The sequence below is a fragment of the Achromobacter pestifer genome, assembly GCF_902859625.1.
Taxonomy (GTDB): domain Bacteria; phylum Pseudomonadota; class Gammaproteobacteria; order Burkholderiales; family Burkholderiaceae_B; genus Achromobacter; species Achromobacter pestifer.
In genome coordinates this window covers 20,391-33,874 of record NZ_CADIJX010000011.1, presented here as the reverse complement: position 1 = coordinate 33,874, position 13,484 = coordinate 20,391, and the positions used below count along the sequence as shown (strand labels likewise).

15 protein-coding genes are annotated in these 13,484 nt (G+C 63.2%); 9 read left to right on the top strand and 6 right to left on the bottom strand.

All coding sequences use genetic code 11. The features are described from left to right. Positions 1-304 precede the first annotated feature (304 nt). Both HV753_RS27265 and HV753_RS27260 read right to left on the bottom strand, forming a co-directional pair. Positions 305-1,180: an N-formylglutamate amidohydrolase gene (locus HV753_RS27265; protein ID WP_175177699.1), complete on the bottom strand. Its 876-nt coding sequence runs from the start codon at positions 1,178-1,180 to the stop codon at positions 305-307. A 66-nt stretch (positions 1,181-1,246) separates the two neighbouring features. Beyond that, positions 1,247-2,236 carry a Bug family tripartite tricarboxylate transporter substrate binding protein gene (locus tag HV753_RS27260; RefSeq protein WP_175177698.1) on the bottom strand — a complete coding sequence of 330 codons (990 nt, stop codon included), beginning with the start codon at positions 2,234-2,236 and terminating at the stop codon, positions 1,247-1,249. A 277-nt stretch (positions 2,237-2,513) separates the two neighbouring features. Between HV753_RS27260 and HV753_RS27255 the strand changes: the two genes are divergently transcribed. The 3 genes from HV753_RS27255 (at position 2,514) to HV753_RS27245 (ending at position 5,574) form a co-directional block, all read left to right on the top strand. Then, positions 2,514-3,440, top strand: coding sequence for a LysR substrate-binding domain-containing protein (locus HV753_RS27255; protein ID WP_175177697.1), 927 nt, complete (start codon positions 2,514-2,516; stop codon positions 3,438-3,440). A gap of 7 nt (positions 3,441-3,447) precedes the next feature. Continuing rightward, a complete protein-coding gene (gene mnmA, locus HV753_RS27250) occupies positions 3,448-4,644 on the top strand; it encodes a tRNA 2-thiouridine(34) synthase MnmA (RefSeq protein ID WP_281370989.1) in 1,197 nt (398 codons plus the stop codon). A gap of 108 nt (positions 4,645-4,752) precedes the next feature. After that, positions 4,753-5,574, top strand: a complete 822-nt coding sequence (locus tag HV753_RS27245; protein ID WP_175177696.1) for a sulfite exporter TauE/SafE family protein — start codon at positions 4,753-4,755, stop codon at positions 5,572-5,574. 103 nt (positions 5,575-5,677) lie between these two features. On the opposite strand, the gene HV753_RS27240 is transcribed toward HV753_RS27245, so the two are convergent. Continuing rightward, positions 5,678-6,289 (bottom strand): glutathione S-transferase, encoded by a 612-nt coding sequence (locus tag HV753_RS27240; RefSeq protein ID WP_175177695.1) that lies wholly within the window; start codon positions 6,287-6,289, stop codon positions 5,678-5,680. 161 nt (positions 6,290-6,450) lie between these two features. Between HV753_RS27240 and purB the strand changes: the two genes are divergently transcribed. After that, on the top strand, positions 6,451-7,827 hold the full coding sequence (gene purB, locus HV753_RS27235) for an adenylosuccinate lyase (protein WP_175177694.1): 1,377 nt from the start codon (positions 6,451-6,453) through the stop codon (positions 7,825-7,827). A 58-nt stretch (positions 7,828-7,885) separates the two neighbouring features. Further along, positions 7,886-8,344 (top strand): c-type cytochrome, encoded by a 459-nt coding sequence (locus tag HV753_RS27230; RefSeq protein ID WP_175177693.1) that lies wholly within the window; start codon positions 7,886-7,888, stop codon positions 8,342-8,344. Positions 8,345-8,436: 92 nt separating this feature from the next. On the opposite strand, the gene HV753_RS27225 is transcribed toward HV753_RS27230, so the two are convergent. Then, complete coding sequence (locus tag HV753_RS27225) at positions 8,437-9,129, bottom strand: cytochrome b/b6 domain-containing protein (protein WP_175177692.1); 693 nt, start codon at positions 9,127-9,129, stop codon at positions 8,437-8,439. A gap of 87 nt (positions 9,130-9,216) precedes the next feature. Further along, entirely contained in the window at positions 9,217-9,498 is a 282-nt protein-coding gene (locus HV753_RS27220; RefSeq protein WP_175177691.1) for a hypothetical protein, read from the bottom strand. A gap of 377 nt (positions 9,499-9,875) precedes the next feature. Here HV753_RS27220 and HV753_RS31155 point away from each other — a divergent pair, with 377 nt between their 5' ends. Further along, the gene (locus tag HV753_RS31155) at positions 9,876-10,283 is read left to right on the top strand and encodes a hypothetical protein (RefSeq protein ID WP_217481498.1); all 408 of its coding nucleotides are present in this window, start codon (positions 9,876-9,878) and stop codon (positions 10,281-10,283) included. Positions 10,284-10,336: 53 nt separating this feature from the next. Here HV753_RS31155 and HV753_RS27215 read toward each other — a convergent pair whose 3' ends face one another. Next, positions 10,337-10,696: a hypothetical protein gene (locus HV753_RS27215; protein ID WP_175177789.1), complete on the bottom strand. Its 360-nt coding sequence runs from the start codon at positions 10,694-10,696 to the stop codon at positions 10,337-10,339. Between the two features lie 113 nt (positions 10,697-10,809). On the opposite strand from HV753_RS27215, the gene HV753_RS27210 reads away from it, so the two are divergent. The 3 genes from HV753_RS27210 to HV753_RS27200 all read left to right on the top strand — a co-directional run bounded on the left by HV753_RS27210 (position 10,810) and on the right by HV753_RS27200 (position 13,369). Next, the gene (locus HV753_RS27210) at positions 10,810-11,316 is read left to right on the top strand and encodes a GNAT family N-acetyltransferase (RefSeq protein WP_175177690.1); all 507 of its coding nucleotides are present in this window, start codon (positions 10,810-10,812) and stop codon (positions 11,314-11,316) included. 189 nt (positions 11,317-11,505) lie between these two features. Then, positions 11,506-12,210 carry a DUF3053 family protein gene (locus tag HV753_RS27205; protein ID WP_175177689.1) on the top strand — a complete coding sequence of 235 codons (705 nt, stop codon included), beginning with the start codon at positions 11,506-11,508 and terminating at the stop codon, positions 12,208-12,210. Positions 12,211-12,277: 67 nt separating this feature from the next. Then, positions 12,278-13,369 (top strand): AI-2E family transporter, encoded by a 1,092-nt coding sequence (locus tag HV753_RS27200; protein WP_175177688.1) that lies wholly within the window; start codon positions 12,278-12,280, stop codon positions 13,367-13,369. Positions 13,370-13,484: the final 115 nt, after the last annotated feature.

Below are 13,484 nucleotides of genomic sequence, written 5' to 3'. Positions count from 1 at the left end.
CCGGCGGCGGGCCGGCGCTTGAACGGCGCTTGCGGCATGCGATGGCTGCTGGCGATAACGTAGGATGGGTGTAGCGCGAGAGCGTGCCGAAAAGAACGCGGGAATCAAACGCGCGCAACCCATCAACCAAGAAACAAGCGAGCGCAACCCATCAACAAACAAATGCGCACAACCCATCAACCCGCCGTCATCGCCAAACGAAAAAAAGCCCCATGGCGAACCATGGGGCTCGGGTTCTTCACCCACTTGCGCCGGCCAGTCTTACCACGTCGCTGGCCGGTTACCTGCGTGCAAACGTCCGGCGTCAGGCCGTTTGCGCGCGAGTCCACTTGATCAGCGCGGCGGTGAGGTCGCGCAGATCGGCCTTCAATCGGCCGTAATTCTCCGTCGGACGCAGCGTGACTTCATCCATGTACAGATTGCGGTTGATTTCAATCTGCAAGCTGTGGCGGCCTTCTTCCGGGCGGCCGAAGGCGCGTACCAGTTCCACGCCCTTGTAGGGATCATTCACCGTGACGTTGTAGCCGCGTTCGCGCAACCAGGCCGCGATGAACTCGCGGAAGGCCGGGTCGCTGGTGCTGCCGTCGCGGTCGCCCAGCACGAAGTCGGGGTGGACGAGGCCAGGGCGGTCTGTCGCGAAGGCGCCAGCGACGCTGGGCATCGAGTGACAGTTGATGTGCCAGACCTTGCCGAACTTCTGGTGGGCGGTGTCCAGCACTTGGCCCAGCGCGGCGTGGTACGGCTTCCAGCAAGCTTCGATGCGGTGGCGGACTTCTTCAACCGTCAGCTTGCGGTTGTACAGCGGGGTGCCGTCGTCCAGCATGCGCCAGATCAGGCCCTTGCCCAGCTTGACCTTGGGCGAGGCGTTGATGGCGTCGGGCCAGGCTTCGTCCAGCAGCAGTTCGTCGATCTCGTCGGGCGCGCGGTTGGCGTCGATGTAGGCGCGCGGGAAACCAGCGGCGATCATCGGCACGCCCATGTCCATGGCGTCGCCCCACAGGTCGTCAACCCAAGTGTCCTCGGCAGTGCGCAATGCGCCAAAGTCCACCGCGGCCGCGAAATCGGGGGGGTAGGCGGTGCCGCTGTGCGGGGAGTCCAGCACAAGCGGGGCCGAGGATTCCGAATTCGGATATTGCTGCGGAAGGTCGAGCCGGTAAGACAGGGGTTGAGTAATTCGCATAGGGAGGTATTGCGTTCGTGAATCGGAGACCCCCGCGCGCAGCGCGCGGCGGGGGCCGAAGATCGCTTAGTCGATCTTCACGTTGGCTTCTTTGGCGATGCGCTTGTTCTTGGCGATTTCCGCCGCGATCTGCTTGCTGAAGTCAGCCGAGCTGTTGGCGGCGGGCTCGGCGCCCAGCGCTTCCAGGCGCGTCTTGACGTCAGCTTCGGCGCTGACCTTCTGCACGGCGGCGTTCAGCTTGGCCAGGATGGGTTCCGGCAGCTTGGCCGGGGCGACCAGACCGAACCAGGATGCATCGTTCACGGCCGGCAGGCCGGCTTCGGCGAACGTGGGCACGTCGGGCAGGCTTGCGACGCGCTTGGGCGAGGCAACGGCCATGGCGATCAGGCGGCCGGACTGCACGTGCGGCAGGGTGGAGGGCAGGTTGTCGTACATGACGTCGACCTGGCCGGCCAGCGCGTCGTTCAGCGCCGGGCCCACGCCACGGTAAGGCACGTGCATCAGATCGGTGCCCGATGCCATCTTGAACAGTTCGCCCATCATGTGCGAGACCGAACCGTTGCCGGCCGATGCATACGTCAGCTTGCCCGGCTGGCTCTTGGCCAGCTTGATGAAGTCGGCGATGTTCTTGGCCGGAACCTTCGGGTTGATCGTCATGATGTTCGGCACGGCCGCCAGGTTCGAGATGGGCGTGAAGTCACGCTCGCCATCGAACGGCAGGTTCGGGTAGATGGCCGGGTTGATGCCGTGCGTGCTGACGGTGGCGATGCCCAGGACATAGCCGTCCGGTGCGCTGCTGGCCACGAAGGCGCTGCCGATCGAGCCGCCGGCGCCGCCGCGGTTTTCCACCACGACGGTCTGGCCCAGTTCCTTGCCCAGCTTGTCCGCGAACAGGCGGCCGACGATGTCGGTGGTGCCGCCGGGCGGGAAGGGAACGATCAGGCGGATGGGCTTGCTCGGATAAGCGTCTTCGGCGTGCGCGATGCCCGAGATCAGCGGCGTGGCCAGGGTCGCGGCAGCGACACACAGGCCCAGTACTACGTTACGGCGTTGCATGAATTCCCCTAATAGATGGAAAGCGAATGCGCAAAGGCAGACGCAAACGCAACGATTCTTTCCTGGCAGCCCGGTTTGCGCAAACGAAAGTTTCTCCGTAAGCTATGAGTTTTTTTCATGCCTCTTTTGGCGGACATCGTTCGGACGTTACTTTTGCGTAACATTTTTGACACGATTGTTTGTCAGCCGGGCCCATGCCAATGGCTGGCCTCCAGAGACGACACCCCGATTCAAGCCCCGATGCGGGCCGGAGCCTCACCCTTGGTGAGGGCCACACATGCGACGTTTTTGTCCTTCCCTAACTGACCTCCAGGCGTTTGAAGTCGCCGCAAGGCACAGCAGCTTCACGCGCGCGGCGCAGGAACTGTGCGTGACGCAGGGCGCCGTCAGCAAACAGGTGAAACATCTGGAAGAGTTCGTCGGCGTCGAACTATTCCTGCGGATCAGGCAAGGCCTGGTTCTGACCGAAGCCGGCCGCAGCTATCTGACCAAGATCCAGGCGGGGTTGGGCCAGATTGAAGCCGCCACGGTGGAGCTGATCGCACATCAGGGGCAGGGCGGTACGCTCAACCTGACCTGTATGCCGACCTTCGGCGCGCGCTGGCTGATCCCACGGCTGACGGCCTTCATGCGCCTGCGCCCCGACATCCATGTGGAGTTCCTGCCGCACCGCCAGGGCTATGACTTTTCGACTCCGGAACTGGATGCCGCCGTGCGGTTTGGCGAAGGCCTGTGGCCTGGCAGCGGCTCGGACTACATCGTGGGCCGGGAAATCGTGCCCGTCTGTAGCCCGCGCCTGATCCCTGGCGGCTGTCCGTCGCCCGAGGCCTTGCTGGCGTATCCGCTGCTGCACCACACGTCGGCGCTGGAAGGCTGGCGCGACTGGTTCGAGCAAGCAGGCTGCGATACGCGGCGCAGCCTTGAGGGGGCGCGCTTCGACCAGTACGCGCTGCTGTCCCAGGCGGCGGCGGCCGGGTTCGGCGTGGCGTTGATTCCGCGCTGCCTGATCGAAGACGAACTGCGCGACGGCAAGCTGGCCATCGCCATCCAACTGCCCATTCGTGCGCGCATGGGCTATTACCTGTGTTACCCCGAGCAGAAGGCCAACCTGCCAACCTTGCAGGCTTTCCGGGCCTGGCTGATGGAAGTGTCGCGGGCTGCGGAGCCGCAGCTGCGGGAAGACACCTTGTCCGAACTAAAATAGTCGCATCATGAGTCAAATATCCACCAAGGAAGCCCCCCACGCTGCGCCTTCGGCTTGCTGCCCCCCCGAGGGGGAAGCTCTTGCCTTGGGGCGGCCCGGCGGCAAAAGAGGCCGCGTCGTGGTCGGCATGTCGGGCGGGGTCGATTCGTCGGTCACCGCCTGGTTGCTGAAGCAGCAAGGCTATGACGTTGTCGGCCTGTTCATGAAGAACTGGGAAGACGACGACGATTCCGAATACTGTTCGACCCGCCAGGATCTGCTGGACGCGGCCAGCGTGGCCGACCTGGTTGGCGTGGACTTCGAGTTCGTCAACTTCGCTGCCGAATACAAAGACCGCGTGTTCGCGGACTTCCTGCGCGAATATTCCGCAGGCCGCACTCCCAATCCAGACGTGCTGTGCAATGCCGAGATCAAGTTCAAGGCGTTCCTGGATCACGCCATGGCGTTGGGTGCCGAGCACATTGCCACGGGGCATTACGCGCGGGTGCGCGAGGTGCCGGCCGAAGGCGGCGGCACGCAGTTCCAGTTGCTGAAGGCGCTGGATGCGTCCAAGGACCAAAGCTATTTCCTGCACCGGCTGAACCAGGCGCAGCTGTCGCGCACGCTGTTTCCGCTGGGCGAGATCCACAAGACGGAAGTGCGCCGCATCGCTCACGAGATCGGCCTGCACAATGCCGCCAAAAAGGATTCCACGGGGATCTGCTTCATCGGTGAGCGTCCGTTCCGCGAATTCCTGAACCGCTATCTGCCGACCGAGCCGGGGTTGATCCTGACGCCGGAAGGGCAGAAGGTGGGGCGTCACGAAGGCTTGTCCTTCTATACGCTGGGCCAGCGCAAGGGCCTGGGCGTGGGCGGGGTGAAGGGGCGTCAGCGCGAAGACGGGACGGCCGAAGCCTGGTACGTGGCGCGCAAGGACCTGGAACGCAACATCCTGTATGTGGTGCAGGGGCATGACCATCCCTGGCTCTTGTCCGGCCAATTGCAGGCGCAGGACGCCAGTTGGGTGGCGGGGCATCCCCCCGCCATCGCCGGCTATGGCGCCAAGACGCGCTACCGCCAGGCCGACGCGGCTTGCCGCTTGGACCGGGCCGAAGGTGATACCTTCGCGCTGGATTTCGTCGAGCCGCAATGGGCCGTCACACCGGGGCAGTCAGCCGTGCTTTACGATGGCGAGGTTTGTCTGGGCGGTGGAATCATTATCTAGAACGCATGGGTCCGGCGCGAACGGACCCGGCAAGGCCCCGCAGGTGCAATGCTTGCGGGGCCTTGTTCATGGCAAGCAAGAATCCAAACAATAAAAGAGGAGAGGGTTGTGGATGTGACGATGGTGATTTGCCTGCTGGCGCTTGGCGCGGTGGTGGGATTTGCGGCGGGCTTGCTGGGCATCGGTGGCGGAATGCTGCTGGTCCCTTTTCTGACGATGCTGTTTGCGTGGCAGGGCATGCCGTCTGAACTGGTGGTGCATGCCGCCATCGCGACGTCGATGACGTCCATTCTGTTCACGTCGGTTTCCAGTGTCAGGGCGCACCAGCAAAAGGGCACGATCAAGTGGGGCATCGTGTGGGCAATGGCGCCAGGCATCATTGTGGGCGGACTGTTGTCGGGTGGGGCCGTGTTTGCGGCGCTCAGCACGTTGTGGCTGTCGCTGTTCTTCGCGCTGTTCGTGGGCTATTCCGGCTGGAGCATGCTGCGCAACAAGAAGCCCAAGCCGGCGCGGCAGATGCCCGGCGTGGTGGGCACCAGCGCGGCGGGGGCGGGCATCGGTTTCCTGTCAGGGTTGGTCGGCGCCGGAGGTGGATTCCTGTCCGTGCCCTTCATGGTCTGGTGCAACGTGGCCCTGCACAACGCGGTGTCGACATCGGCAGCGCTGGGCTTTCCCATCGCGTTGGCCAACAGCATCGGCTATGTGGTGTCGGGCCTGAACGAAGGGACGTCGCGCCCGGGCATGCTGGGCTACATCTATTGGCCGGCTCTGGTGGCACTGGTGTGCACCAGCGTGTTGACGGCGCCATTGGGCGCGCGCATGGCGCATCGCCTGCCGGTGCAGACCCTGAAGCGCGTGTTCGCCTGCCTGTTGTTCGCACTCGCTGCGTACATGCTGTTCAAGGCGTGGCAGACTTTCACGGCGCAATGAGGCCGGTGCGGTAAGACAGAATTTTGGAATGAGGAAATGCAAACCGGCCGCGATGCGGCCGGTTTTCGGGTGCCCGTTCAAGCCGGGCGATCCAGCACTGCCGTCAGGCAGTCTTCGGGATCGTGTCGATGAACGATTGACGTTGCGACAGCTTGTCGTACAAGCGGGCCAGGTTCAGGTGGTTGGTGCGCCAGTCCAGCGCGGCAAAGCGCAGGTCCAGGTAACCCAACGCGCAGCCGACGGCAATATCCGCCAGGCTGTAGTTGATGCCCATGCAATGGGCGTTGTCGCCCAGGCTCTTGTTCATCGCATCCAGGCTGGCGTGGATCTTGCTGTACTGACGCTCGATCCATTCAGGGCTGCGTTGCGCCTCGGGACGCTGGTTTTCCTTCACGATGGCGACACAGGCGTCCAGGAGGCCATCGGCGATGGCTTCCCAGCATTTGACGGCTGCACGATCGCGCCCCGGCTGTGCAATCAGACGGGCGACAGGAGACAAGGTGTCCAGGTATTCGACGATGACGCGCGAATCAAACAGCGCGCCGCCGTCTTCCATTACCAGGCACGGAACCTTGCCCAAGGGGTTATACGTTTGGATCTGCGTGTCGGCGGACCAGACGTTTTCGAGTTCAAGCCGGTAGTCCAGCTTTTTCTCGGCCATGACGATACGCACCTTGCGTACGTACGGACTGGTAAGCGAGCCGATCAGTTTCATGGAGTCACAAGCGGAGTCGAAAAGCGGCCGAAGTATAGCAGGCCGCATGACGGTCGAACCGTCCGCTGGCCGGAATCTTCGCCAGTTTGCCACAATGTTGCATTCTCCCGAATGTTAAACTCACCGGGTTTTCCCATCCGTAGCCATTTCTTCTTCACACCATGCAAATCGCCGATCAATTGAGCCAACTGAATGCCCTTTCGCCATTGGATGGCCGTTACGCTTCCCGGGGCGACGCGCTGCGCGGTCTGCTGTCCGAAGCCGGCTTCATGGCGCACCGTGTCGAAGTCGAGGTGGCCTGGCTGGTCGCCCTGTCCGACGCCGGCCTGCCCGAGCTGCCCACGTTCTCCGCGGCCGCCCGCCAGCGGCTGCACCAGCTGGTGCAGGATTTCTCGGAATCCGACGCTGCCCGCATCAAGGACATCGAACGGGTCACCAACCATGACGTGAAGGCCGTTGAGTACTGGTTGAAGGAAAAAGTCGCCGACGACGCCGAGTTGGCCCGTGCCGCCGAGTTCATCCACTTCGCCTGCACGTCCGAAGACATCAACAACACCTCGCATGCGCTGATGCTGTCGCGCGCGCGTGATCAGGTCGTGGTGCCGCGCCTGCGCGAACTGGCCGCCAAGTTGAACGACATGGCCCTGGTCCAGGCGGACCAGCCGATGCTGTCGCGCACGCACGGCCAACCGGCCAGCCCCACGACCCTGGGCAAGGAATTCGCCAACGTGGCCGCGCGCCTGAATCGCGCCATCGCCGCGGCTGAAGCGGTCGAGCCCCTGGCCAAGCTCAATGGCGCCACCGGCAACTACAACGCTCACCTGTCGGCCTATCCGGAAATCGACTGGCCCGCCTTCAGCCAGCGGGTGCTGGCCGGCCTGGGGTTGACCCAGAACCGCCACACCATCCAGATCGAGCCGCATGACTGGATGTCCGCCCTGTTCGACGCCATCACGCGCGCCAACATCATCGTGCTGGACCTGGATCGGGATGTCTGGGGCTACGTGGCGCTGGGCTACTTCAAGCAACGCCTGAAGGACGGCGAGGTCGGTTCGTCGACCATGCCGCACAAGGTCAACCCGATCGATTTTGAAAACTCCGAAGGCAATCTGGGTCTGGCGAACGCAGTGCTGCGCCATCTGGCCGACAAGCTGCCGATCTCCCGCTGGCAGCGCGACCTGACCGACTCCACCGTTCTGCGCAACCTGGGCGTGGGCCTGGGCTATTGCCTGGTGGCATGGGATGCGTGCATGCGCGGCCTGGGCAAGCTGGAAGTCAATACGGCCGCCATCGATGCCGATATCGATGCGTGCTGGGAAGTGCTGGCCGAGCCCGTGCAGACCGTCATGCGCCGCTATGGCCTGCCGCAACCGTACGAACAGCTCAAGGCTTTGACGCGGGGCAAGGGCATTACCGAGGAAGCTCTGCGAGAATTCATCCAGGGCCTGGCGCTGCCTGATGAGCCGAAGGCCCGCTTGTTGGCGATGACCCCGCGTTCCTACATCGGGCTGGCCGCAGAGTTGGCCCGGGCGGTATAGTCGCCATGCCGCGCGCGTCATGCGCGCGGCATTGTTGTTGTCCTTACGGGAGATTGCAATGAAGAAGTTGTCCACGCTGATCGCGTTGGCCTGTATGACGGCGGGGCCGTTGCTGGCGACCACCGCCTCGGCGCAGTTCGCCAAGCCTGAAGATGCGGTCAAGTACCGTCAGTCAGCATTGACGTTGATGGCTTCGCACTTCGGCCGCATGGCGCCGGTGGTCAAGGGCCAGGCGCCCTACGATGCCGCGCAGATCAAGGCCAACGTTGAAGTGCTGAAGACGCTTTCGGCTTTGCCGTGGACGGCGTTCGGTCCAGGTACGGAAGGTGGCGATGCCCGCCCCGAGGTCTGGAGCGATGCGGCCGGCTTCAAGCAAAAGCAGCAAGCCTTCCAGGACAATATCGTGAAGCTGTCGGCTGCGGCCGATGCTGGCGATCTGGACAAGCTGCGCGCGGCCTTTGGTGACGTGGGCGCAAGCTGCAAGGCTTGCCACGATTCCTATCGCAAGAAGAAATAAGGCCGCAGGCTGTCTTCGGGCAGCCGCGTGGACCCAAGGAAAAAGCCCCTCGAATTTTCGAGGGGCTTTTTTTGTGGCGGTTTGGGGCTGGATCAGGAGAAGGACATGTCCGACACGATTTCCAGCGACCGTATCCACAGCACCAGGCCAGTCACGCAGGCGCCCAACACCAGCGCGCGCAACCAGACCGCTACGCCGTCTTGCGTGGGGGGCGTGCCAGCGGGCACCTCGCGGGCGTCGACATTGCCCGTGATGATGGCGCGCACCAGCCGCTTGCGGCGCACCACGGCGTACCAGGCGACAGCCAGCAGATGCAACGCGATCAGCGCGATGATGACCCATTCATTGAGTTTGTGCCACGAGGTCAGGGCGCCCGAGATGGTCTCGCTGACGTGTCCGAACAGCGGCCCCTGGGTCATGATGTCGTCGGTGGTGAACAGGCCGCTTGCGGCCTGAAAGCCAATGACCAGCAGCAGGGCAAGCACGGACAGTGCGCCCAGCGGGTTATGGCCAGCGGGGGCGGCGGCACCCTTCAGGTATCGCGCCACCGCGGCGGGGCCGCGCACGAATTGGCTGAAGCGGGCATAGCGCGGGCCGATGATGCCCCATAGCAGGCGGAAGATGATCAGGCCCAGCGTCGTACAGCCGAAGCGCACGTGCCAATCCATATACAGGCCGCCCAGCTTCACGCTGACAAAGGCGCCGACGATACAGACGACAAGCGCCCAGTGAAAGATGCGGGTGGGAAGATCCCAGATGCGGATCGCTTGCCGATTGTTCTGCATGTTGAGCTTGCCTGGACAGGATTGCCTGGGACTTTATCACGCACAAAAGTACTCGCCGCGCATGAAGCGCGGCGAGTTTGACTTGGATTAATGCGTGGTGCGGCGCACGGGTTCGATGCGGTGCACGTGCTCGTGGCGGAAGCGGATGCGTTGGCCAGGCACTTTCTGCGTGGGCGAGCCGCAAGGCACGACTTCAGTGGTGTAGGTCGTCGTGCCGTCGATCGGCGCATTGAAGATGACCGTCGCACGGATGGCCGGGCCATTGGCCGGTTGCAGGTAAACGATGTCGCCGATGTGGATCGGGGTGTTGTCCAGCATCGTGTGTGCCGGGCGTCGGATCAGGTCCGAGGTAGTGAAACGAGTATTCATGGTGTTTTGTTCTCTAGGTTCTAGTTATTAGAAAGCTGCGTGGTGTTCATGCCGCGCAAGATGTGGACGTAACAAAAGCGCCTCACATCGTGGTCGTTCGCCATGTCCGGCCGGGTTGAATCGGACAGGCATGCATGACACTAACGCATAAGTGTTGCCGTCCCTTTGCGCATTCTCATATTTTTGCGTGCGCGGGTAACGGTTTGCTGCCGCTGTTTGATGCCATCCGTCAGTCCAGGACGGCATCAGTTCGGGCCAGGTGGTGCGCAGGTTCGGTGCGTGCGCCCTTTAGGCCTGAGGGGGCCGCGCAAAGTGGGTTGGCTTTGGCGGTTGCTGTGCGGCTGTTGTCGTGAGGTCGACGCAAGCCGCAGCGTATTTTGTTGCTTCTGGCCAAGCCGGACTGGCGGTTTGGCGAAGGTGCTGTGGGCGGCTTCTGGCTGCGTGCCTGCGGTCTGGCCCTTCAGGTTCGAGACCCGGGCTTTAACCGATTCAACGCAGTGGGATGCGAAGCTGCTTGGGTTGTGAAAGTTGCGCCGATAGGGCGCGGCTTCCTGAACGGAGCCGGGATTTGCGTTTTGGCATTATGGGTTTTCGCAAATCAGGCCGGAGTCCGGGGTGCTGCTCTGGGTTGCCTCTGGGGCGCTCCAGGCACTGCTGAGGTATTGCGTGCTATTTGTTGCTTGCTATTGCTGCTATTGCTAGTAGCGCTTTTCTTTCAGCCCTTGCCGTTTATTTTGAAATGCGGTGGCGAGAAGAAAGACCTCAACCAACGATATTATCGCTAATTGAGGGGGTTTGCAAGTCTTTTTTCAAGTGGGGCGCAATGGCCCCGGCCGGGTCAGTGTTCCGTGGCGCGAGCCTGGCGCTGGGCCTCGATGATCAGGCCTTCCAGGCGGGGAGACATCCGCAGCGCCACTTGCGCGCCGGTGGTGCCGTCAGGTTGGCGCTCGGTTTCCAGGGCCAATCCGATGTGCTCGTCATTGAACGCTTCAGGCGCCGCCTGGATCTCGATATAGCGTTGCAGGAGCGCGTCAACGGCTTTTTGGGCATCCGCCAAGGCTTCGTCCGACAATTGGCCCTGTCCCAAGTACTGGTTCACGACACGCGCCAGATCGTTCATGAAGAACAGCAGGGCGGCCGCGCCGCGGCAATCAGGCTGGGTAAAGCCCCAGGGGGCGGGAGTGGCGTTTTGAGTCATGGTCAGGGCGATGCCAATGTTGCGAGCGGCCGACGGCGCGGCCGAATCCTGCATTTTAAGGGATTGGGGCAGGGGCCGGCCACGGCCCCGCATGGTGCATACTTTCCATCCTGATGATCCGATCCGCCCACCCTTCCGACCTGACCGGCCTGGCCGATATCGAGCGCTCTGCGGCCGAGCGCTTCCTTGGCACGGCCATGGCCTGGGCCGCCGACGGCGCCCCCTTGCCGCACACTGAATTGGCCCAGGCGCAAACGGCCGGCCTGCTGTGGGTGGCGCAGCCCGATGATCATGTGCGCGGATTCGCGTTGGCGCGGCCGATGGGCGGTGACCTGTTTTTGGCCGAAATGTCGGTGGCGTTGCCGTGGCAGGGGCGCGGCCTGGGCCGGGCCTTGATGCAGGTAGTCCTGGCGCATGCGCGGGCTATGGACCGGTACGGGGCGGTTGTGCTGACCACTGACCGGGAACTGCCATGGAATGCGCCGTTCTACCGTCGGCTGGGCTTCGCCGAGCTGGCCGAGCCGTATTCGCCGCCCTTGCAAGCGCGCTTGCATGCCGAGGCGGCCGCGGGCTTCGACCCGGCACGGCGATGCGCGATGCGGTATCCGCTGAATGTCTGAGGCCCTGGGGCGATCCGCTCCCCCCGCGTCCTGTGTCAACTCGCTTCGATCGCAACAAAATCCGCCCATGAACGGCTGCTGGCCGATGCTTCGGGATAATCTGCCCACGGATGTCCGGCATCGCCGTGGTTCATTCCCCTTGGGGTTTCAACCCCGCCACCTCAATCCGCTGATGCAAGGAGGACACGCATGTCACCGTGGCGAGCCAGCCTGACGGGCCTGGCGATGGCGTCGATGCTATTCATGACGGCCTGCGTCAATAAAGAGCCCCAAGAGCGCGTGGCGTTCATTCAGCTGCTGCAAGCACGGGTCAGCAGCGATGCGCTGTTGCCGATTGGCGCGCTGAGCGAGTCTGAGAAGGAGGCGGTGGGTGATTACGCCGATGCCTACGAGGTCATCACCGATTTTCAGAAGGCGATGGCTGAGGCCGCCGCTCCGTTGCGCGAGGTGCTGGCGATGGAGACGATCCGCTCGGTGGGCGAGATCGTCGAACGCAAGTCCGGCTTCGAGGCGGCCCGCAAAACGCTGGCCGATAGCGCGGGCAAACTCCACGATGCACGCGCCAAGGCCGATCGCGCTCGTGTCGAGTTGGCACTGCCGCCCGATCTGGCGCCGGTCTACGACGGTGTTTATGACGAAGCCGTGACCGCACCCGCCTCAGAATTGATGCAGGCGGCGACCCGGATGGACTCCGTGGCCCGCGATGCCGTGGGCGTGGCGGATTTTGTTGCTGCTCATGCCGTGGACATCCTGCTGGTGGACGGCCAGGCGCGCGTGGCGACGCTCACGCTACAGCAGGAACTCAACTTGCGCTTGCAGGGGCTGAATGCGCAATCAGAGGGCCTGGCGCAGGCTCGGGAAACCATCCTGCGCACCCTGGGGCAGGGAGCCTGAATCCGTCCCGGGACGGACGCTTTGTACAATGCGGGTCTCGCGGCGCACGCCGTGCCTGGAATGGAACATGAGTCAATCATCCAGCTTGCACTACAGAACCTTTCTGCTCCTGCTCGTGGTGGTCACCATCGCGTTCGGCTGGCTATTGTGGCCTTTCTACGGCGCCGTTTTCTGGGGCGCCATTCTTGCCATCATCTTTGCCCCCTTGCAGCGCCGGCTGGTCAAGCGCATCGGCGGGCGGCGCAATCTTGGCGCGCTGATCACGTTGGCGCTTGTGTTGTTGCTGGTCATCCTGCCGCTTGTCGCGATCAGTGGATCCATGGTGCGCGAAGGCGCGAATCTATATCAGAGCATCAAGTCGGGCGAACTGAACTTCGGCTCGTATTTCCAGCAGGCAATGGAGGCTTTGCCACCGTCGGTGCATGACCTGTTGGCGCGTTTTGATCTTGCCGATATTCCAAGCTTGCAGGAAAAACTCACTGCGGGCGCCATGCAGGCCAGCCAGTTCCTGGCGACGCAGGCGCTGAGCATCGGGCAGGACACGTTCCAGTTCGTGATCAGTTTCGGCATCATGCTGTATCTGCTGTTCTTCCTGTTGCGCGACGGGCCGCAGTTGTCCGCGCGCTTGAAGCGCGCCATGCCGTTGAGCGACGCACACAAGCAGCATCTGTTCCGCAAGTTCACGACCGTCGTGCGCGCCACCGTCAAGGGCAACATCGCGGTGGCAGCGGCGCAGGGCGCGCTGGGCGGCATCATCTTTTCGATCCTGTCGATCCAGGGCGCATTGCTCTGGGGCGTGATCATGGGCTTCCTGTCGTTGCTGCCCGCGATCGGCGCAGGCCTGATCTGGGCGCCGGTTGCCATCTACTTCCTGTTGACGGGCGCCGTGGTGAAGGGCGCGGTGCTGATTGCGTTCGGGGTGCTGGTCATCGGCATGGTGGACAATGTGCTGCGTCCGATTCTGGTGGGCAAGGACACCAAGATGCCCGACTACGTCGTCCTGATTTCCACGTTGGGCGGCATGGGCTTGTTCGGCCTGAATGGCTTTGTGATTGGTCCGCTGATCGCCGCGTTGTTCATGGCCTGCTGGGACCTTTTTTCGCCCTCGTCCGACGAACTGCTGGGCAAGGCGGAAACGCCGCCGGCCCGGCGAGAGTAACGCCGCAGGCGCCGCGCGTGCGAATGGCGACAAGTCATCCGCATGGGCGGCGCCGGGTGTATGGTGTTAGCAGCGCTGGCTCTGTCCGGGCCGGCCTTTCGTGTCAACTTCGCCA